Raw genomic sequence first — 19671 nt, forward strand, 5'->3', positions numbered from 1 at the left:
AGCGGAGCGCCCGCCGAGCCGGTGCTGGGGACAGACGCCCTACTGGCCCATGGCGTGCACGCCGCCGTCGACGTGCACCATCTCGCCGGTGGTCGCGGGGAACCAGTCCGAGAGCAGGGCGCAGCAGGCGCGCGCGGTCGGCTCGGCGTCCCGCACGTCCCAACCGAGCGGAGCCCGCTCGCCCCAGGTGTTCTCGAACGTGTCGAAGGCGGGGATGCTCTTGGCCGCGGTGGTGCGGATGGGACCGGCGGCCACCACGTTGACGCGCACGCCCTTCGGCCCGAGGTCGCGGGCCAGGTAACGCGAGGTCGACTCGAACGCCGCCTTGGCCACGCCCATCCAGTCGTAGACCGGCCAGGCGAACCGGCCGTCGAAGGTCAGGCCGACGACGCTGCCGCCGTTCGGCATGAGCGGTAGCGCCGCCACAGCCAACGCCTTGAGCGAGTAAGCCGACACGTGCAGGGCGGTGGACACGTCGTCCCACGAGGCGCCCAGGAAGTCGAACGCGCCCTGGGGGGCGAAGCCGATCGAGTGCAGCACGCCGTCCAGACCGTCGACGTGCTCGCCCACCCGCTCGGCCAGCGAGGCCAGGTGCTCGTCGTCCTGGACGTCGAGCTCGACCACCGGCGGCGTGGTCGGCAGCCGCTTGGCGATGGTCTGCGTGATCTTCATGGTGCGCCCGAACGACGTCAGGACGACCTCGGCGCCCTCCTGCTGCGCGATCCGCGCGACGTGGAACGCGATGGAGGAGTCCATCAGCACGCCGGTCACCAGCAACCGCCTGCCCTCGAGGATGCCCATCTCAGTGCCCCATTCCCAGTCCGCCGTCCACCGGGACGACCGCTCCGCTGATGTACGCCGCACCCTCGCTCGCGAGGAACCGTACCGCCTGCGCAACCTCTTCCGGCTGGGCGAAGCGGCTGGCGGGGATGGCCGCCAGATAGGCCTGCTGCTGCGCCTCGGGCAGCGCCGCCGTCATGTCGGTCTGCACGAAGCCCGGGGCGACGACGTTGGCGGTGATGCCTCGGCCGCCGAGCTCGCGGGTGATCGAGCGGGCCAGTCCCACCAGGCCCGCCTTGCTCGCCGCGTAGTTGGCCTGTCCCGGCGACCCGTAGAGGCCGACGACGCTGGAGATGAGCACGATGCGGCCGCGACGCAGCCGGATCATGCCCTTGCTCGCTCGGCGCGCGCACCGGAAGGCCCCGGCGAGGTTCGTGTCGACGACCGACTCGAACTCCTCGTCGGTCATCCGCATCAGCAGGGTGTCGTGGGTGATGCCGGCGTTGGCGACGAGCACCTCGACCGGTCCGTGCGCCTGCTCGGCCTCGGTGAACGCGGCGTCGACGCTCGCCGTGTCGGTGACGTCGCACCGCACGGCCAGCGCGCCGGTGCCCTCGAGCTCGGCCGGCAGCTCGCCCGACCGGCTGGTCACGGCCACGCGGTCGCCGTCCGCGGCGAACGCGCGCGCGATGGCCAGTCCGATCCCGCGGTTGCCGCCGGTGACGAGCACGCTGCGGCCGGCCGCCTGCTCACCCCCAGCCGTCGGTGAGGTCGTCGTCGTGGTCATGGCCGGACGCTATCGGCTACCCACGGGTATCCCCCAAACGGACGCGGCCGGACCGACAAACCGGTACGTGCTGCCAGCCGTCGTGGGTAGGGTCGCCCCCGTGACGAGCCGATCCGTGGACGAGGACTTTCGCGCGCTCCCCCTGCAGCAGCTGGCCGACGCCGCGCTGCAGCGGGCGCGAGATCTGGGGGCCGAGCACGCCGACCTGCGGGTCGAGCGCGTGCGCGAGAGCGACCTGCGCCTGCACGACGCCCAGCGAGCCGGGGGCGGCGACTCCACCGACTCCGGCCTCGCGGTGCGCGTGGTGGTCGACGGCACGTGGGGCTTCTCGGCCTCAGCTGACCTGACCCCGGAGGCGGCCGTCGAGGCCGCGACGCGTGCGGTGGAGCTGGCCCGGGTCTCGCGGCCGCTGTCGACCGAGCGCGTCGAGCTCGCGCCCGAGCCGGCGCACACCGGGGAGTGGGTGTCGGCGTACGGCATCGACCCCTTCGACATCGCCGACTCCGACAAGGCCGAGCTGTTCGAGACGTGGTCGCGCCAGCTCCTGGACGCCGGCCTCAACCACGTCGACGCCGACTTCGGCGCGGTGAAGGAGCAGAAGTTCTACGCCGACCTGCACGGCACCGCGACCACGCAGCAGCGCGTCCGCGTGCAGCCGGTGCTCACCGGCGTGGTCGTCACGGGTGACGGCGTCGAGACGATGCGCACGCTCGCGCCGCCCGTGGGCCGCGGCTGGGAGTACGTCGTCGGCACGGCAGCGGACGGCGCGTGGGACTGGGCGAGCGAGATCGCGGCGCTCCCGGGTCTGACGGTCGAGAAGCTCAAGGCGCCATCGGTCGAGGCGGGGCGCTACGACCTCGTCATCGACCCCAGCAACCTCTGGCTGACGATCCACGAGTCCATCGGCCACGCCACGGAGCTCGACCGCGCGCTCGGCTACGAGGCGGCCTACGCAGGCATGTCCTTCGCGACGCCCGACCAGCTCGGCACGCTGCGCTACGGCACGCCGCTCATGCACGTCACCGGCGACCGCACCGTCGAGCACGGCCTGGCCACCACCGGCTGGGACGACGAGGGCGTCGCCACGGGCCAGTTCGACATCGTGCGCGACGGCACGCTCGTCGGCTACCAGCTCGACCGTCGCATCGCCCGGCTCACCGGCCAGGAGCGCTCGAACGGCTGCGCCTTCGCCGACTCCTACGCCCACGTGCCGATCCAGCGCATGGCCAACGTCAGCCTGCAGCCGGCGCCGGACGGCCCCTCGACCGAGGAGATCATCGCCGGTGTCGAGCGCGGCATCTACGTCGTCGGCGACAAGTCCTGGTCGATCGACATGCAGCGCTACAACTTCCAGTTCACCGGGCAGCGGTTCTACCGCATCGAGAACGGCCGGCTCGCCGGCATGGTGAAGGACGTCGCGTACCAGGCGACGACCACCGACTTCTGGGGCTCGATGGCCGTCGTCGGCGGCCCGCAGACGTGGGTGCTCGGCGGCGCGTTCAACTGCGGCAAGGGCCAACCCGGCCAGGTGGCCGCGGTGAGTCACGGTTGCCCGAGCGCGCTGTTCACCGACGTGAGGATCCTGAACACGACCCAGGAGGGCCAGGCATGAGCGAGCGCACCCACCCCGGCGAGCTCGCGGAGCGGGCCCTCGCGGCCGCCACCGGGCCCTGTGTGGTGCTCGTCGGCGCCCACCAGCAGGCCAACCTGCGCTGGGCCGCGAACACGTTGACCACCAACGGCATCACGTCCGGACAGGACGTCAGCGTCATCGCCGTCCACGACGGCAACCGGGTCGGTGCCGTCACCCGCAGCGGGGTCGGGCCGGACGACGTCGCCGGGCTCGTCGCCGCCGCCGAGGATGCCGCGCGGTCGGCATCCCCGTCGGAGGACGCCGCCGAGCTCGTCGCCGGGTCGGCGGACGACGCGTTCGCCACGGAGCCCGGTGAGGTGGGGGCGAGCGACCTCGCGGGCCTCGCCGACGGTCTCGGTGCCGCCCTGGAGGCGGCCCGCTCGGGTGAGCAGGAGCTCTTCGGCTTCGCCGAGTACACGACCCGGACGACGTACCTCGCCACGAGCACCGGACTGCGCGCGCGGCACGAGCAGCCCAGCGCCGTCGTCCAGCTGAACGGCAAGTCGCACGGCCGCGCGCGTTCGGCGTGGGCCGGGGCCGGAGCCCGGTCGCTCGACGACGTGGACGTCGCGGCCCTAGCCGCCGAGGTCACCGAGCGCCTCGGCTGGCAGGCCCGCCGCGTGGAGGTCGAGGCCGGTCGCTACGACACCGTGCTGCCGCCGTCCGCCGTGGCCGATCTCATGCTCTACGCCTACTTCTCGGCCGACGCTCGCTCGGCCCACGAGGGCCGGTCGGTGTTCGGCCGCAAGGGCGGTGGCACGCGGGTGGGTGACCAGCTGTCGTCGCACGCCCTGAGCCTGCGCAGCGACCCGCGCGCGCCCGGCCTGGAGTCGGCCGCCACGGTCATGACGGCGTCCAGCTCGCCCATGGCGTCGGTGTTCGACAACGGCCTGCCCATCGAGGCGGTGTCGTGGGTCGAGGGCGGCGTGCTGCGCGCGCTCCCGACGACGCGCCACTCGGCGCAGCTCGCCGGCCTCGCCAACACCCCGGGCACCGACAACCTGCTGCTCGACGTCGAGGGCGGCGCCGGCTCGGCGCTCGACCTGGTGAGCGGACTCGACGACGGTCTGCTCATGACCTGCCTGTGGTACATCCGCGAGGTCGATCCCCAGACCCTGCTGCTCACCGGGCTGACCCGCGACGGCGTCTACAAGGTCGAGGGCGGCGAGGTCGTCGGCGCGGTGACGAACTTCCGGTTCAACGAGTCGCCCGTCGACCTGCTCGACCGCATCGAGGCCGCGGGGGCCACCGTCCCGACGCTCGGCCGTGAGTTCGGCGACTACCTGCCGCGCACCGCGATGCCGGCGCTGCGGGTCCGCGGGTTCAACTGCTCCAGCGTGAGCCAGGCCTCCTGACGTTGATCACGTTGAGTGGGTGACACTCCGCTTGTCGAGGGGTGGAGCCCTCGACAAGCGGACGGGACCCTGGACAAGCACCAACCGCGCCCGCCATGGCAGCCCGGAGCAACGGCGCGTACCGTCGTGACGTGACACGGCAGCGACGGCCGGTCGAGGTGCACACCATCACCAACGCCCAGGCCTCCCACGACGTCGACCTCGCGCAGCGGATGCGCAAGTACCTCATCTCGATGTCGGTGCGCACTGTCTGCTTCGTGCTCGCGGTGGTGTTCGACGGGTGGCTGCGCTGGGTGTTCGCGGTGGCGGCGATCCTGCTGCCATACGTCGCGGTGGTCATCGCGAACGCCGGCCCGAAGAAGCAACCCGGTCACGGCGGGTACGTACCCGAGAAGCCTGCCCTCGAGGGGCACCGACATGGCACCCTGGGGCCGTGACCGCCGACGACGAGCCGGCCTTCGTGCCGGACCTGGTCTGCAGCGCTAAAGGCTGCCGGACGCCGGCCGTCTGGGCCCTGCGCTGGAACAACCCCAAGCTGCACCCGCCCGAGCGGCGCAAGACGTGGCTGGCCTGCGACGGCCACCGCGAGAGCCTGGGGACCTTCTTGTCGGTGCGCGGCTTCCTGCGCGAGACCGTGCCGGCCAGCACGCTCACCGAGGAGCGGACCTAGCCGCCGATCGCGGACATCGGCCGCGCCGGCTGCAGGAACGACGGGTCGTCGATCCCGTGCCCGGCCTTCTTGGCGGCCATGAGCCGCACCATCTGCTCGGCCAGCTCGGCGTCGCTGGCGCCGGACCGCAGCGGGGTACGCAGGTCGTGCTCGCTGCGGGCGAACAGGCACGAGCGCAGCTGGCCGTCCGCGGTGAGCCGCATGCGGTCGCACGCGCCGCAGAAGGGCTGCGACACGCTGGCGATCACTCCGACGACGGCCGGGCCGCCGTCGACCAGCCAGGTCTCGGCCGGTGCGCTCCCCCGCGCCTCGGCGCCCAAGGGCGTCAGCGCGAACCGCTCGCCGAGCCGGTCCAGGATCTCGGCCTGGGTCACCATCGTGGAACGGTCCCACCGGTGGTCGGCGTCGAGCGGCATCTGCTCGATGAAGCGCAGCTCGTACCCGTGGTCGAGGCACCACTGCAGCAGGTCGGCCACCGACTCGTCGTTCACCCCACGCATCGCGACCGCATTGACCTTCACCGGCAGCAGGCCGGCGTCCGCTGCCGCCTGCAGGCCCTTGACGACGTCGTCGAGCCGGTCGCGGCGGGTGAGGCGGGTGAAGGCCTCGCGGTCGATCGTGTCGAGCGAGACGTTCACGCGGTCGAGGCCGGCGTCCTTGAGCGGCTGCGCCAGACGGTCGAGGCCCAGGCCGTTGGTGGTCATGGCGATGCGCGGGCGCGGCTCCAGCGCCGCGATCTGGGCCACCAGCTCGGGTAGTCCGCGGCGCAGCAGCGGCTCGCCGCCGGTCAGCCGCACCGACCGGATGCCGAGGCCCACCGCGATGGCGATGACCCGCGTGAGCTCCTCGAAGGTCAGCAGCTCCGGCTTGGGCAGCCAGTCCAGGCCCTCAGCCGGCATGCAGTACGTGCACCGCAGGTTGCAGCGGTCGGTGACCGACACCCGCAGGTCGGCGGCGACGCGGCCGAAGGCGTCGACCAGCGCCCCGGCTGCGGGATCGGTGGTGGTCGGCACGACCTCCACCCTACGTCCCCGACGCTCGCCGCGCCGCTGTGGCCGGTTACCGTCGTGACGTGTCCGGCTTCTGGCTCCGCCACCGCCAGACCGTCGGCGTGTGGGTGCTGGCGGTGCTGGTGGCGCTGGCCTGCGTTGCCCTGGGCCGCTGGCAGTGGCACCGGTTCCACGACAAGCACGACCGCAAGCAGCTCGTGCAGCGCAACTACGACGCGCCACCCGTGCCGCTCTCCCAGCTCATCTCCTCACCCGACGCCGCCTTCCCCCCGGGCGTCCAGTGGCGGCAGGCCCGGGTGAAGGGCCGGTACGACGTCGCCGCCACGACGCTCGTCCGCAACCGTCCGCATGACGTCGGTGGCTCGCCCACCTTCGGGTACGAGGTGCTCGTGCCGCTCGTGCTCGACGACGGCAGCGCCCTGCTCGTCGACCGCGGCTGGATCCCCAACGGCACGGCAGGCAGCGCCCCGGGCGAGCGCCCCGATGCGGTTCCCGCGCCACCGAGCGGGCCGGTGGAGGTCGTCGTGCGGCTGCGCCCCAGTGAGCCGCGACGCCCGCAGCGCACACGCCCCGGCCAGGTCGGCAGCATCGCCGTCAGCCAGGTGGCGCAGCTCACCGGCTTGCGCCTGTACCCCGGCTACGGCGCCCTCGTCAGCGAGACGCCGGCGCCCGCCAAGCCGCTCACGTCGCTCCACCCACCACAGCTCGACGGCGGTGAGGGCATCAACGCCTCCTACGCCGTGCAGTGGTGGATCTTCGCGGTGCTGGCGCTGTTGTTCCCTCTGTGGCTGCGGCGCCGACGGGCAGCCGAGGCCGACGGCGAGGGGCAGCCGGTGGGGCCGGACGCGCACCTCGCAACCAGCGTCCCGCGTCGTCGCCGCATCTGGGACGACGAGGACGAGTGATGCTCGGCCCGGCGCGCCTCGGTAACCGGCCGATGACACACTGTGCGCCATGGACCTGGGACTCACCGACCGCGCCTACATCGTCACCGGCGCCTCGAGCGGCCTCGGCCGCGCCACCGCCGAGCAGCTGCTCGCCGAAGGGGCTCGGCTGCTCGTGTGCAGCCGCGACGCGGGGCGGCTCGAGGAGCTGGCGCGCGCGGGGGCGCCCGGCCAGGTGATGGTGATCCCCGGTGACCTGGGCGACCCGGAGCTGGCGGAGCGGCTCGTGGCCGCGGCCGTGGCCCGATTCGGCCGGCTCGACGGTGCGCTGATCAGCGTGGGGGGGCCGCCGGCCGGCAGCAGCGACCAGATCACCGACGACCAGTGGCGCGCGGCGTTCGAGACGGTGTTTCTCGGCCCGGCTCGGTTGGCGCGGGCTGTGGCCGACGCGGCGTCCGTGGAGGGCTCGTCGATCCTCTTCGTGCTCTCGACGTCGGTGCGTACACCGATCCCCGGCCTGGCGACGTCCAACGGGTTGCGTCCCGGGCTGGCGATGCTCGCCAAGACGATGGCCGACGAGAACGGCCCGCGGGCGGTGCGGGTCAACGCGCTGCTGCCGGGTCGCATCGACACCGACCGCGTGCGACAGCTCGACGAGGCCAGCGGGCGGCCGGCGTCGGCGCGGCGGGACAACGAGGCCGCGATCCCCCTGCGGCGCTACGGCCGGCCCGACGAGTTCGGCCGCGTGGCGGCGTTCGTGCTGTCTCCCGCTGCGTCGTACCTCACCGGCACCGTGCTGCCGGTGGACGGCGGCGCCACCCGCGCCCTCTGACCGCGATGGCGCTGGTCGCCCCGGCGCTGACGACGGCTCGCCTGAGGCTGCGTCCCGTCGCCGACGCCGACGTGGACGCGCTGTTCGCGCTGCACAGCGACGCGCGGGTGCTGCGGTACTGGGACGCCCCGCCGTGGACCGACCGCGCGCGCGCCGAGCGGTTCGTCCGCGCGAGCCGGCAGCTCGCCGACGACGGCGCCGGAGTCCGGCTCGCCGTCCACGTCGACAGTCAGTTCATCGGCTGGTGCAGCCTCAGCCGGTGGAACCCTGACTTTCGCAGCGCGGCCATCGGCTACTGCTACGGCGAGTCCGCGTGGGGCCACGGCTACGCCACCGAGGCCGCCCGGGCGCTGCTCACCTGGGCCTTCGACACGCTCGACCTGAACCGCGTGCAGGCCGAGACCGACACCCGCAACACCGCATCCGCGCGGGTGCTGGAGAAGCTGGGGTTCGTGCGCGAGGGCACCCTGCGCGAGGACTGCGTCGTGGACGGCGTCGTGTCGGACTCGTGGGTCTACGGGCTGCTCAGGCGGGAGTGGACGCCGGCGTGACGTCGTCCGACTCCTGCTGGGCGAACTGCGTGCGGTAAAGGTCGGCGTAGTGCCCGCCCGCAGCGAGCAGGTCGTCGTGGCTCCCCCGCTCGACCACCCGGCCGTCGTCGATCACGAGGATCTCGTCGGCGTCGCGGATCGTCGACAGGCGGTGCGCGATGACGATGGCGGTGCGGCCCACCAGGGCAGTCTTCAGCGCCCGCTGCACCGCTGCCTCGCTCTCGGAGTCCAGGTGCGCCGTGGCCTCATCGAGCACCACCACGGACGGGGCCTTGAGCAGCAGCCGAGCGAGCGCGAGCCGCTGCTTCTCGCCACCGGACAGGCGGTAGCCGCGGTCGCCGACGACCGTGTCGAGGCCCTCGGGCAGCGCGCTGACGAGCGCCCAGATCTGGGCATCGCGGCACGCCTGCTCGAGCTCGGCGTCACTGGCGTCGGGCCGAGCGAGCATGAGGTTGCCGCGGATGGTGTCGTGGAACATGTGGGCGTCCTGGCTCACCACGCCCACGGTGCGGTGCAGCGACTCCAAGGTGACGTCGCGGACGTCCAGACCGCCGATGCGCACCGCACCACCCTTGACGTCGTACAGACGTGACACCAGGTGGGTGATGGTCGACTTCCCCGCGCCCGAGTGACCCACGAGGGCGACGACCTGACCGGGCTGGACGCTGAAGCTGACGTCGCTGAGCACCTGCTGGGGTTCGGAGCTGTCGAGGACGGCGACCGACTCGAGGGACGCGAGCGAGACCTCGTCAGCCCGGGGGTAGCGGAACGACACGTGGTCGAACTCGACGGACGCAGCGTCGCGCGGCAGCTCGACGGCGCCGTCCTTGTCGCGGACGAGGGGCTGGAGGTCGAGCACCTCGAAGACGCGGTCGAAGCTGACGAGGGCCGTCATCACGTCGACCTGCACGTTGGACAACGCCGTGAGGGGCCCGTAGAGCCGGCCCAGGAGGGCGGCCATCGTGACGAGCGCCCCCACGGTCAAGGACCCGTCGATGACCAGCCAGCCACCAGCGCCGTACACCAGGGCGGTGGCCAGCGCGGCGACGAGCGTGAGCGCGGTGAACAGCAGCCGGCCGTACATGGCCGACTTCACCCCGATGTCGCGCACGCGGGAGGCCTTGTCGGAGAACACCTGCTCCTCGTGCGGTAGCCGCCCGAAGATCTTGACGAGCATGGCGCCGGCCACGTTGAACCGCTCGGTCATGGACTGGCCCATGTCGGCGTTCAGCACCATCGCCTCGCGGCTGATCGCCGCCAGCCGGCGTCCGAGCAGCTGGGCCGGGATGACGAACAGCGGGAGCATGAGCAGCGCCACGACGGTGATCTGCCACGACAGCGTCAGCATCGCGATCAACACGACCACGAGCGTGACGACGTTGGAGACCACCGACGACAGGGTCGAGGTGAACGCCTGCTGTGCGCCGATGACGTCGCTGTTGAGGCGAGACACGAGCGACCCGGTCTGCGTGCGGGTGAAGAAGGCGATGGGCATGCGCTGCACATGGGCGAACACCTTGACCCGCAGCAGGTAGATCAGCCCCTCGCCGATGCGGGAGGACTGATAGCGCTCGGCAAGCCCCAGCACGGCGTCGAAGACGGCCAGCCCCGCCACGATGAGGGCTGAGGTGACGACGACGCCGCGGTTCCCGGGGATCACGCCTTGGTCGATGATCCGCTTCAGCAGCAACGGCGTCGCGATGACGAGCACCGAGTCGACGATCACCAGGCCCAGGAAGACGAGGATCTGTGCGCGGAACGGCCGCGCGAACGACGCGATGCGCCGGGCCACCCCGGGTGTCAGGGACGCCGACTTCACCGAGGGGTCGCGCCGCAGCGAGTGCATGAACGACCCACTCGCCCGGCCCATGCCACCCATCGACATCCGCTAACCCCTCTCGACCACTCGGGTGCCGCTACCGCTGCACGCCGCCGGTTCAACGCCGGACGCCGCTGATCACTTCCCGGGCCGGCCCAGCGCTAGCCGCAGCGCGGCGAACCGTCGGGCCTGGCCCGCGCGCTCGACGGCGTACTGCTCCTCGTCCGAACGCAGCGCCGCACCCTGCAGCACCGCCTTGGTGTCGCGCACCGCACCGGCGTCCGCAGCGATGACGGCGGCCACCAGGTCGGCGACCGCACCATCGAGTGCATCACGTGGCACCGACAACGACGCCAGGCCGGAGCTCACCGCCTCGGCCGCGCCCAGCCAGCGGCCCGTGACGCAGATCTCCAGCGCACGGGACTCCCCCACCGCCCGCACCAGCGGTGCGGTGCCGGTGAGGTCGGGCACGAGTCCGAGGCTGGTCTCGCGCATCGCCAGCTGGACGTCGTCCGCCACCACACGCAGGTCGCATGCCAGGGCGAGCTGGAAGCCCGCACCGACGGCGTGCCCCTGCACCGCGGCGATGCTGATGATGCGGGGGTCGCGCAGCCAGCTGAAGCCGCGCTGGAACTGAGCGATGACACCGTCCAGCTCGTCGGTCGACAGGTGAGCCAGCTCAGCGAACGACGCCTCACCGACGATGCCCTCGCCGGTGAACATCGCGCGGTCCAGGCCGGCGCTGAACGACGCGCCGGAGCCCCTGACCACCACGACGCGCACGGCGTCGGGGAGCGCCTTCCCGATCGCCGCCAGCGCCCGCCACGTCGCCGGCGTCTGCGCGTTGCGCGCTTCAGGACGGTCGAGAGTGACCGTCACGACGGGCCCCTCGACGTCCAGCCGAAGGTGCCCTGCCGAGAGGACGGCGGGGTCGACGTCCACCACAGCATCGGTCGCTGCGTCTCGCGGCAGGTCATCAGACATGCCGCGAGCCTAGGCCCCGGTGCGACCCCGCTCGCTCATCCCCTCAGCTCGAGCGACGTCGCGTGGCGCCCCCGCGCCCGCGCAATGCCGTGTCGCTCTCGGTCAGCACCCGGTGCACGAACCCGTACGACCGCCCTGTCTCGGCGGAGATGTCACGGATGCTCTTGCCCTGCCCGTACAAGGACGTGACCGTCTTGGCCATCTCCTCCCGGTCACCACCGGTCAGTCGGGCGCCCTTCTTCACGGCTGTCACGAGACCTCCTCTGGTCGCCAGGCAACCCATCGTGGGAGACGCAGCGAGGGTCCGCCACCCGAGAGATCAGGCGAGGGCGACCAGGTCGGCGTACTCGGGGCTCCACAGGTCCTCGTCGCCGTCGGGTAGCAGCAGCACCCGCTCGGGCTCCAGCGCGTGCACCGCGCCCTCGTCGTGGGTGACCAGGACGACGGCGCCCTTGTAGGTGCGCAGGGCACCCAGCACCTCGTCGCGGCTGGCGGGGTCGAGGTTGTTGGTGGGCTCGTCGAGCAGCAGCACGTTCGCGCTGGAGACCACGAGCGTGGCCAGGGCCAGGCGGGTCTTCTCGCCGCCCGAGAGCACGCGCACGGGCTTGTCGGCGTCGTCACCGGTGAACAGGAACGAGCCGAGCACCTTGCGCACCTCGGTGTCGCCGAGGTCGGGCGCCGCCGTCCGCATGTTCTCGAGCACCGTCCGCTCGGTGTCGAGCGTCTCGTGCTCCTGCGCGTAGTAGCCGAGCCGCAGGCCGTGGCCGGGCGCCACCTCACCGGTGTCGGGCGGGTCGATGCCGGCGAGCATGCGCAGCAGCGTCGTCTTGCCCGCGCCGTTGAGGCCGAGGACGACGACCTTGCTGCCGCGGTCGATCGCCAGGTCGACGTCGGTGAAGACCTCCAACGAGCCGTAGGAGCGCGACAGGCCCTGCGCCGTCAACGGCGTGCGGCCGCACGGCGCGGGGTCGGGGAAGCGCAGCTTGGCGACCTTGTCCTGCACCCGCTCACCTTCGAGCCCGGCCAGCAGGCGCTCGGCGCGGCGCGCCATGTTCTGGGCGGCGACCGCCTTGGTGGCCTTGGCCCGCATCTTGTCGGCCTGCGACAGCAGGGTCGCGGCCTTCTTCTCCGCGTTCGCGCGTTCACGCTTGCGGCGGCGCTCGTCGGTCTCGCGCTGGGTGAGGTAGGACTTCCAGCCCACGTTGTAGATGTCCAGCTCGGCCCGGTTGGCGTCGAGGTGGAACACCCGGTTGACCACGACGTCGAGCAGCCCGACGTCGTGGCTGATGATGATGAGCCCGCCACGGAACGACTTCAGGTAGTCGCGCAGCCACAGGATCGAGTCGGCGTCGAGGTGGTTCGTGGGCTCGTCGAGCAGCAGGGTGCTCGCGCCGCTGAAGAGGATGCGCGCGAGCTCCACGCGCCGTCGCTGACCGCCAGAGAGCGTGCGCAGCGGCTGCACGAGGACGCGCTCCGGCAGGGCCAGGCTGCTCGCGATGCTCGCCGCCTCGCTCTCGGCCGCGTACCCGCCGCGCGAGGCGAACTCGGCGTCCAGGCGGCTGTAGCGCGCCATCGCCTTCTCGCGCGTCTCGTCGTCGGCGCTGGCCATGGCACCCTCGGTCTCGCGCAGCTGGCGCAGCACGACGTCGAGCCCCCGGGCCGACAGGATGCGGTCGCGCGCCAGCACCTCGAGGTCCCCGGTGCGCGGGTCCTGCGGCAGGTATCCCACCTCGCCGGAGCTCGTGACCGTGCCCGCTGCCGGCAAGCCGTCGCCCGCGAGGATCTTCGTGAGGGTCGTCTTGCCCGCACCGTTGCGTCCGACCAGGCCGACGCGGTCGCCGTCCGCCACGCGGAACGTCGCGCCGTCGACCAGCACGCGCGCGCCGACACGCACCTCGAGGTCGGTGACGGTGATCACGGTGGGGCCTCTCACGCTCTCGACGACGGCTGCGGTGCTCAAGCCGACGTGCTCTTCTCACAAGGCGTGCGGCCGATCTCGTAGCTAGTCTACGCGGCGTGAGCTTCAACAACGACGCGCAGCTCGACACCAGCCAGATCGAGTCGGGCGGTGGCGGCGGTCGCGGGGGCATCGCCATCGGGGGCGGCGCGGGACTCATCATCCTCATCCTCGGCCTGGTCTTCGGCGTCGACACCAGCTCGATCACCGGATCGCCCGGTGCCCCGGTGGAGCCCGGCCAGAGCCAGGTCACCAACTGCCGCACCGGCGCCGACGCGAACAGCAGCGACAAGTGCCGGGTGGTCGGGGCGGTCAACAGCGTCCAGGCGTTCTGGGCGGCCAAGCTGCCCGAGTACAACCGGCAGTACACACGGGCCAAGACGGTCGAGTACGAAGGCATGACGCAGTCGGCCTGCGGCACGGCGTCCAACCAGGTGGGGCCGTTCTACTGCCCGCTCGACAAGAAGGTCTACATCGACCCCACCTTCTTCAAGGAGCTGACGTCGCGGTTCGGGGCGGACGACGGCGCACTGGCCCAGGAGTACGTCGTCGCGCACGAGTACGGGCACCACGTGCAGGACATCCTCGGCGTCCTCGACGCCGCGCAGCAGGACCCCCAGGGCGCCGAGTCCGGCTCGGTGCGCATCGAGCTCATGGCCGACTGCCTCGCCGGCATGTGGGCCCAGGGCGCCTCGACGACGAAGGACGCGCAGGGCAACACCCTGCTCAAGCCGCTGACGCAGCAGGACATCGCGTCCGCGCTGTCCGCCGCTGCCGCCGTCGGCGACGACCGGATCCAGAAGCAGGCGCAAGGGCGCGTCAACCCCGAGACGTGGACCCACGGGTCGTCCGAGGAGCGCCAGCGGTGGTTCACCCGCGGCTACCAGAGCGGCGACCTCAACCAGTGCAACACCCTGGACGCCGCCTCCCTCTGACAGGACAGCCCCTCCCCCTGCGTGCACTCCGGATCCGAAGTGCACGAAACGTTGGGGACTGGGGTGTATCAGGGACGCCGGACGCCGCTCTGGTAGGTCGTGACGGGCGACAGCCCGGCACCGGCCGACGAACGGAGCGGGTGATGGTTGCGAGCGAACGCGAGCGGAGGGCTCGGCGAGCCCAGGAGATCCGCCGGCGCGCGCAGGTCGTCGCCGCCCGGCGACGTGCACGCGCAGGGGGCGTGAACGTCCGGCTGATGATCACACCGCCACCGTGGGGGTGGGACCCGCAGGACCCCGTGGGGGACGGACCTGCGCGAAACGGTGGCTGACCCGTGGGGGTCGGGAGCAGACTGCCCCCGACCCCCACGAAGATCATCGACGAATCGCCCCACCCACACCGACGTGAAGGACGCACCGTGACCCGATCAGTGCGCTGGCAGGAACTCAGGCAGCTCGCGTTTCACCGCGCCGCGGCGAAGCCTGCGCTGCACGGCGCCGTCGCGCAGGACGACGTCGACGAGGGCTACCTCTACCGTCCGGGCGAGCTGCTGCTCGGTCGGGGCGCGGTCGACGAGCTGCGCGCCGAGACGCAGTCCTCGCGCGTGCGGCCGGACGAGCAGGTCAACGAGCGCTTCGCCCGGCACGGCGTCGACGTCCAGCGCTGGGTCGTGCCGCCCGACATCAAGGTCGGTCCCCTGCAGCACGCGTTGGAGGGTCGAGCGCGGGCCCGCCGCTCGCACGTCGAGCTCAACCACGTCTTCACCGGCGAATGGGTCTACCTCGGGGGCCCGGCCACCGAGCCGGTGCAGGCCACGGCCCTGCCGGTGCCGCAGAACGTCGCGCTGCTGTCGCCGACACCCGACCTGGCGGTGCTCGACACCGGGGTCGCCGACCCCGCGCACCAGCTGTTCGCTCCCACGCTGCTCGACCAGCAGCCGGACGACGTCGACGTCCTCGACGAGGACGGCAACCACGTGCTCGACACCGAGGCCGGCCACGGCACCTTCATCTGCGGCCTCGTGCAACGCGTCGCCCCCGGGCTCGCGCTCGAGCAGCGAAAGGTGCTCTCCCCCAGCGGGTTCGGCGACGACCTCAGCGTCGCACTCGGGGTGGCGGAGACCACGGCGCCGGTGATCAACCTGTCACTCGGTGGCTACACCCGGCACAACCGACCCCCGCAGGCGCTGAAGGAGGCGCTCGGCGCACTCGACCCCAGCCGGGTCGTGGTGGCCGCCGCGGGCAACAACGGCCACGACCGGCCGTTCTGGCCGGCGGCGTTCGAACGCGTCATCGCCGTCGCGGCCTACGACAGCGCCGACGACAGCGCCGCCGACTTCAGCAACTACGGCTCGTGGGTGAACGTCTGCGCACCCGGCGTCGATCTCCACAGCTGCTACGTCGACGGCCGGCGCAGCAGCGACCCGGACGACGCGGCGTTCGCCGGGTGGGCGGCGTGGAGCGGCACGTCGTTCGCGGCACCGCTCGTGGCCGCCGAGATCGCGCGCCGCGCGGCGGCCAGCCCCGGCCGCACCGCACGCGAGGTCGCCGACGAGCTGCTCGCCGAGCTCGACGCCGCACCGGGCGACGGCTACGGCCGGCGCTACCGACCCGGCACCGACGTGCGGTTGCGCGCTCAGCAGCCGTAGACGTCGAAGCCCGCGCTCGTGGCGAACCCCGCGGGCGTGTCGAGGTCGAGCGCGTCGCGCGCCCGCAGCAGCGCCGTGCCCGCGTCGAGGCCGTCGGCCAGGTGGGCGTGCAGGGACTCCATGAGCACCGCCGTCTCGGCGTCCGGCGTGGGCAACGTCGTGGCCACCACGCCGGCGGTGCCGGCACCCAGCAGCGCGTGAGCCACGCCGAGCAGCTGGTTGCCGGGAAGCACCTGGGCGGCGGCGGAGTGACACGCCGCCAGCACGACCAGCTCGGGCGGCTCGTCGAGAGCCTCCAGGTCGTACACCGTGAGGTCGCCGTCGTGCAGGCGCAACGACGACAGCAAGGGGTTGTCGCTGCGGAACGTGCCGTGCGCCGCGACGTGCGCCACCGCTGCGCCGTCGAGCAGCTGCAGGGTGCGCGCGACGGTCGCGTCGGCACCGAACGCCACCTGCGGGCTGCGGTCACGGTGCTCCAGCGCCTGCTTGACCGCGCGGACGCCAGGCCCGGTCACGAACACCTCGCGCTGGTCGACGCTCTTGGGTGGCCGGTGCGAGCGGTGAGCGCGGGCTGCCAGCCAGCTCGTTCCCGAGCGCACGAGGTGCACGGGGGTGTGGGCCAGGCCCGGCAGCACGCTCCACGGCACCGCGTGCAGGCTCTCGGTCGGTGCGACGACCACCGGTGAGCCCGGCGCGATGCGATCGACCAGCGGCTCCACGAGCAGCGCGGCGAGCTCGGCGCCGCCCGCTCGAGCGCCGTCGAGCGCCGTCTGCAGCGACCGCTCGCTGCCGCGGCCGGTCGCCAGGCGGGCGAGGGCGAACTGCAGGTGCTCCAGCGCCGCCTCGGTGTCGGCCACCCGGCCCAGCTCGTGCAGCCGTGGGGCGGGGTCGAGCGACGACTCCTCACCCCCCAGGGTCACCGCGTGGAGCCGCCCGTCGAGCGCGAGGTACTCCACCAGCACGTGGCGTCCGAGCCCTCGCCGCAGTTCGGCGGCGGACGCCGGCCCGGTCGACGGACGCCAGGCGCCGCCCGCCGTGCGCCGGCTGAGGCGCACGACGTCGCGCTCGAGCGCCGCCAACCGACCCCGCGGGGCCGCCGCGCCGTCCGCCACCGCAGCCTGCTGCACCTCGTTGCTGGCCCGACGCAGCGCCGCGATGGCCGCCGACAGCTCGGGGTCGCGAGGCGGACGCACCGGCCGGGCCCGCACGTCCTGACCGCGCCAGCGCTCGATCTCGCGCAGCACCCGCAGTGCGGAGCGGGCCTCGAGCGCGACCCGCAAGCCGACGCCGGCCAATCCCTCGGCCAGAGCCGGCACGTGCGCCTGCAGGTCACTCGCCCCGAGACCGGCCCGGTGCTGCGCCAGCACCGTCATGCCCGTGCGCACAGCGCGTACGGCGCCCGCAGCGTCTGCGCCCCGGTAGGCCACGATCGCCTCGCTGTGCGCCTGACGCAGCCGCGCCACCGCCGACGGGGCAGCCGCCACCGACCGGCTGGCCGCCAGCAGCTCGGCGGCCCTCTCGTGCCTCCCGCACGAGGCCGCAGCTCGAGCGGCCAGCAGCCTCGCCTCGGCACCAGCGTCCGGCCACGACGCGTCGTCCAGCGCCCGAGCGAGCTCGGTCGCACGCCGCACCAGGCCCGGGTCGCCGGCGCCTTCCTGCGCCAGCAGCTCGAGCAGCCGCGCCTGCAGGGCCCAGCCGGGGCGGCCCTGCTCGGTCGCGGCCCGATGGGCGGCCCGCGCGTGCTCGAGCGCGGCCGGCTCGTCACCGTCGAGCAGGGCGATGCGCGCGAGCAGCGCCTCGCACTCCAGCAGGTCGGCGGCCTGCTCGGCCGCGGCCAGGGCGGCCCGGGCGCGCTCGGCGACCTCGCGCGACTCCCCGACGGCACCGACGGCGAGCAGCAACGACGCGCGGTCGACCAGCCGCAGCCCCTCGATGAAGCCGTGACGGTCGCAGACCGGGTCCGCGGCGTCGAAGCGACGCAGCGCCAGGACGACGTCACCGCGCTCGCGGGCCAGGCACCCGAGGTTCCAGAGCACCGCCGCCGCGTCGAGCTCGCGGCCGTCGGCCTCGAGGAGCTCGCGGGCCCGGCTGAGGTCGTCGTCGGCACGCAGGAGGTCACCGCGGTTGGCGTGCAGGATCCCGCGGTTGCTGCGGGCCCGCGACTCCCACACCGTGTCGCCGGCCTCGACCAGGTGCGGGATGACGGCGTCGTACACGTCGAGAGCGTCGGTGAGCCGGCCGCAGCGCTGCAGGATCAACGCGCGCTGCGCCTGCAGCCGCGCCGCGGCCAGCCCCTCCAGGTCACTCGCGGCGCGCGCCGAGAGGCGCAGCGCCAGGGCCGCGCGGCCCTGGTCGAGCAGCACGAACGAGCGCGTCATCTGGGCTTCGGCGGCCGCCGCCCGGTCACCGGCCAGCGTCGCCGCCCGCACGGCACGCCGTAAGGCGTCATCAGCGTGCGCGAGGTCACCGCGGGCCCGCGCCGCCAGGCCGACCGCCCGCCACGCGAGGGTGCGCGTCGGCGCCTGCTGCGGACCGCGCGCGGCGGCCAACGCCCGTTGAGCGTGCTCGATCGCCGCCAGAGGGTCCGATCCCACCAGCTCCATGGCCTGCTCGGCGAGCTCCGCCGCGGTGGCCCCGACTGCGTCCGGGGCCAGCGTCACAGGCTGACCCACTGGGTGCGCAGCCGACGGCCGTCGGGGGTCGTGAGGCGCAGGCTGAGGGTCCGAGCGCTCACCGCCGCGCGGAAGCGCCCGTGGGCGTCGAGAGCGACGGGCTCGGTGCCCGCGAGCGTGTGCACGGCCAGCTCGCGCACCGGGCCGGTGACCTGACCGACGAGCTGCCAGCCGTGGCGCTCGCGCCGGGAGCCGAGGTCGATCTCGAGCCCGTCGAGGGCGAACGACAGCCAGGAGTCCTCGCCACCGCGCACCGGCGTGGTCGCCATGCTCTCGACCAGCGGTACGAGCTCGGCGTCCAGGTCACGCAGCTCGAACACCGCTCGCGCCGACTGGGAGACGACCTCCGGCACGGGGTCGAGCTGATCGTGTAGTGCCGCGAGGGCGTCGAGCACCGGGTCGCGGGCGTCCTGCGTCTCCTGCGCGTCGTGCGCCGTCATGACGACCACCCCAGCTCGGTCAAGGCGCCCCGCAGCCGCTGCAGGCAGCGCCCGCGCGTGGGTCCGATGCTGCCGATCGGCATGCCGAAGGCCTCCGCCACCGCGTCGTAACGCGGCGGAGGTGAGGCTGACAGCACCCGCAGCAGGCGCTGGCAGCGGTCGTCGAGGCGGCGCAGGGCCCGCAGCAGCGTGGCGTCGCGCTCGGTCGCGAGCAGCGACGCCTCGACGTCGACGGCGTCGTCCGCGATGGTCGCCAGCTCGTCGTCGTCGCCCTGGCCCTGCTCGCGTCGACGCCGGCCCGCCAGGCGCAGCGACTCGCGCCGCGCCGTGGTGGCGAGCCACGCCCCGAGACGATCGGGCTCGTGGATGGCTCCGAGGTGCTCCACCAGCCGCAGCCACGTCGTCTGCACGGCGTCGGCGGCGTCGGCGGCGTCGAGCCGGTGCGCGCGCGCCACCGACCACACCAGGCGCTCGTAGCGGCGCACGATCTCGTTCCACGCGTCCTGTGAGCCGGCCGCGGCGCGCTCCAGCAGCTCGGCGACGGCGACGTCGCCGGACACGCGGCCCTCGGGCGTGACACCCGTGCTCATCGAAGACCCCCTGGTACGCGACCAGTGCCATTGTGGTTGCCACGGCACCCGGCCGACAAGGGCCACGTCCGCGGCGCGCAAGGTCTCCATGTCCAGACAGAGGACGCGATTCGGTCTCCTGAT

Annotated in this window: 19 protein-coding genes; 9 read left to right on the forward strand and 10 right to left on the reverse strand. The window is 73.1% G+C overall.

What is annotated here, in order from left to right; genetic code table 11:
* Positions 1 to 39 precede the first annotated feature (39 nt).
* Positions 40 to 801 (reverse strand): enoyl-ACP reductase FabI, encoded by a 762-nt coding sequence (gene fabI / locus ASD06_RS05995; protein ID WP_056674545.1) that lies wholly within the window; start codon positions 799 to 801, stop codon positions 40 to 42.
* A 1-nt stretch (position 802) separates the two neighbouring features.
* Positions 803 to 1567: a 3-oxoacyl-[acyl-carrier-protein] reductase gene (gene fabG, locus ASD06_RS06000; protein ID WP_056674548.1), complete on the reverse strand. Its 765-nt coding sequence runs from the start codon at positions 1565 to 1567 to the stop codon at positions 803 to 805.
* Positions 1568 to 1667: 100 nt separating this feature from the next.
* Between fabG and ASD06_RS06005 the strand changes: the two genes are divergently transcribed.
* The 4 genes from ASD06_RS06005 (at position 1668) to ASD06_RS06020 (ending at position 5225) form a co-directional block, all read left to right on the forward strand.
* Entirely contained in the window at positions 1668 to 3179 is a 1512-nt protein-coding gene (locus ASD06_RS06005; RefSeq protein ID WP_200941910.1) for a TldD/PmbA family protein, read from the forward strand.
* Positions 3176 to 4555 carry a metallopeptidase TldD-related protein gene (locus tag ASD06_RS06010; protein ID WP_056674549.1) on the forward strand — a complete coding sequence of 460 codons (1380 nt, stop codon included), beginning with the start codon at positions 3176 to 3178 and terminating at the stop codon, positions 4553 to 4555. The genes ASD06_RS06005 and ASD06_RS06010 overlap by 4 nt, the downstream gene beginning before the upstream one ends.
* A gap of 131 nt (positions 4556 to 4686) precedes the next feature.
* Positions 4687 to 4992, forward strand: a complete 306-nt coding sequence (locus ASD06_RS06015; protein WP_200941911.1) for a DUF3099 domain-containing protein — start codon at positions 4687 to 4689, stop codon at positions 4990 to 4992.
* Positions 4989 to 5225 carry a hypothetical protein gene (locus tag ASD06_RS06020; RefSeq protein ID WP_056674552.1) on the forward strand — a complete coding sequence of 79 codons (237 nt, stop codon included), beginning with the start codon at positions 4989 to 4991 and terminating at the stop codon, positions 5223 to 5225. The genes ASD06_RS06015 and ASD06_RS06020 overlap by 4 nt, the downstream gene beginning before the upstream one ends.
* Here ASD06_RS06020 and moaA read toward each other — a convergent pair.
* Positions 5222 to 6238 carry a GTP 3',8-cyclase MoaA gene (gene moaA, locus ASD06_RS06025; protein ID WP_056675067.1) on the reverse strand — a complete coding sequence of 339 codons (1017 nt, stop codon included), beginning with the start codon at positions 6236 to 6238 and terminating at the stop codon, positions 5222 to 5224. The genes ASD06_RS06020 and moaA overlap by 4 nt on opposite strands.
* A gap of 59 nt (positions 6239 to 6297) precedes the next feature.
* Between moaA and ASD06_RS06030 the strand changes: the two genes are divergently transcribed.
* Genes ASD06_RS06030 through ASD06_RS06040 form a run of 3 tightly spaced genes read left to right on the forward strand, consistent with a single transcriptional unit; the run spans position 6298 to position 8502 of the window.
* Entirely contained in the window at positions 6298 to 7140 is an 843-nt protein-coding gene (locus ASD06_RS06030; protein WP_162248047.1) for an SURF1 family protein, read from the forward strand.
* Between the two features lie 49 nt (positions 7141 to 7189).
* Entirely contained in the window at positions 7190 to 7951 is a 762-nt protein-coding gene (locus ASD06_RS06035) for an SDR family oxidoreductase (RefSeq protein ID WP_056674556.1), read from the forward strand.
* A gap of 5 nt (positions 7952 to 7956) precedes the next feature.
* Complete coding sequence (locus tag ASD06_RS06040; RefSeq protein WP_056674558.1) at positions 7957 to 8502, forward strand: GNAT family N-acetyltransferase; 546 nt, start codon at positions 7957 to 7959, stop codon at positions 8500 to 8502.
* On the opposite strand, the gene ASD06_RS06045 is transcribed toward ASD06_RS06040, so the two are convergent.
* The 4 genes from ASD06_RS06045 to abc-f form a co-directional block, all read right to left on the reverse strand.
* On the reverse strand, positions 8477 to 10381 hold the full coding sequence (locus ASD06_RS06045) for an ABC transporter ATP-binding protein (RefSeq protein ID WP_056675069.1): 1905 nt from the start codon (positions 10379 to 10381) through the stop codon (positions 8477 to 8479). The genes ASD06_RS06040 and ASD06_RS06045 overlap by 26 nt on opposite strands.
* A gap of 78 nt (positions 10382 to 10459) precedes the next feature.
* Positions 10460 to 11305 carry an enoyl-CoA hydratase/isomerase family protein gene (locus tag ASD06_RS06050; RefSeq protein ID WP_082537752.1) on the reverse strand — a complete coding sequence of 282 codons (846 nt, stop codon included), beginning with the start codon at positions 11303 to 11305 and terminating at the stop codon, positions 10460 to 10462.
* 43 nt (positions 11306 to 11348) lie between these two features.
* Positions 11349 to 11588, reverse strand: coding sequence for a helix-turn-helix domain-containing protein (locus ASD06_RS06055; protein ID WP_056674562.1), 240 nt, complete (start codon positions 11586 to 11588; stop codon positions 11349 to 11351).
* Between the two features lie 36 nt (positions 11589 to 11624).
* Positions 11625 to 13223: a ribosomal protection-like ABC-F family protein gene (gene abc-f, locus ASD06_RS06060; protein ID WP_056675071.1), complete on the reverse strand. Its 1599-nt coding sequence runs from the start codon at positions 13221 to 13223 to the stop codon at positions 11625 to 11627.
* A 98-nt stretch (positions 13224 to 13321) separates the two neighbouring features.
* Here abc-f and ASD06_RS06065 point away from each other — a divergent pair, with 98 nt between their 5' ends.
* On the forward strand, positions 13322 to 14197 hold the full coding sequence (locus ASD06_RS06065; RefSeq protein ID WP_056674564.1) for a neutral zinc metallopeptidase: 876 nt from the start codon (positions 13322 to 13324) through the stop codon (positions 14195 to 14197).
* Positions 14198 to 14616: 419 nt separating this feature from the next.
* Positions 14617 to 15846 (forward strand): S8 family serine peptidase, encoded by a 1230-nt coding sequence (locus tag ASD06_RS06070; RefSeq protein ID WP_162248048.1) that lies wholly within the window; start codon positions 14617 to 14619, stop codon positions 15844 to 15846.
* Here ASD06_RS06070 and ASD06_RS06075 read toward each other — a convergent pair.
* From ASD06_RS06075 to ASD06_RS06085, 3 genes are read right to left on the reverse strand one after another with little or no spacing between them, the layout of a single operon-like run.
* Positions 15834 to 18506 carry a CHAT domain-containing protein gene (locus ASD06_RS06075; protein WP_056674568.1) on the reverse strand — a complete coding sequence of 891 codons (2673 nt, stop codon included), beginning with the start codon at positions 18504 to 18506 and terminating at the stop codon, positions 15834 to 15836. The two genes, ASD06_RS06070 and ASD06_RS06075, sit on opposite strands and share 13 nt — an antisense overlap.
* Positions 18503 to 18958: a hypothetical protein gene (locus ASD06_RS06080; protein ID WP_157371547.1), complete on the reverse strand. Its 456-nt coding sequence runs from the start codon at positions 18956 to 18958 to the stop codon at positions 18503 to 18505. Before ASD06_RS06080 ends, ASD06_RS06075 begins: the two co-directional genes overlap by 4 nt.
* Positions 18955 to 19548, reverse strand: a complete 594-nt coding sequence (locus tag ASD06_RS06085; RefSeq protein ID WP_056674571.1) for an RNA polymerase sigma factor — start codon at positions 19546 to 19548, stop codon at positions 18955 to 18957. Before ASD06_RS06085 ends, ASD06_RS06080 begins: the two co-directional genes overlap by 4 nt.
* Positions 19549 to 19671: the final 123 nt, after the last annotated feature.

This window comes from Angustibacter sp. Root456, assembly GCF_001426435.1.
In the GTDB taxonomy this organism is placed as follows: Bacteria; Actinomycetota; Actinomycetes; order Actinomycetales; family Angustibacteraceae; genus Angustibacter.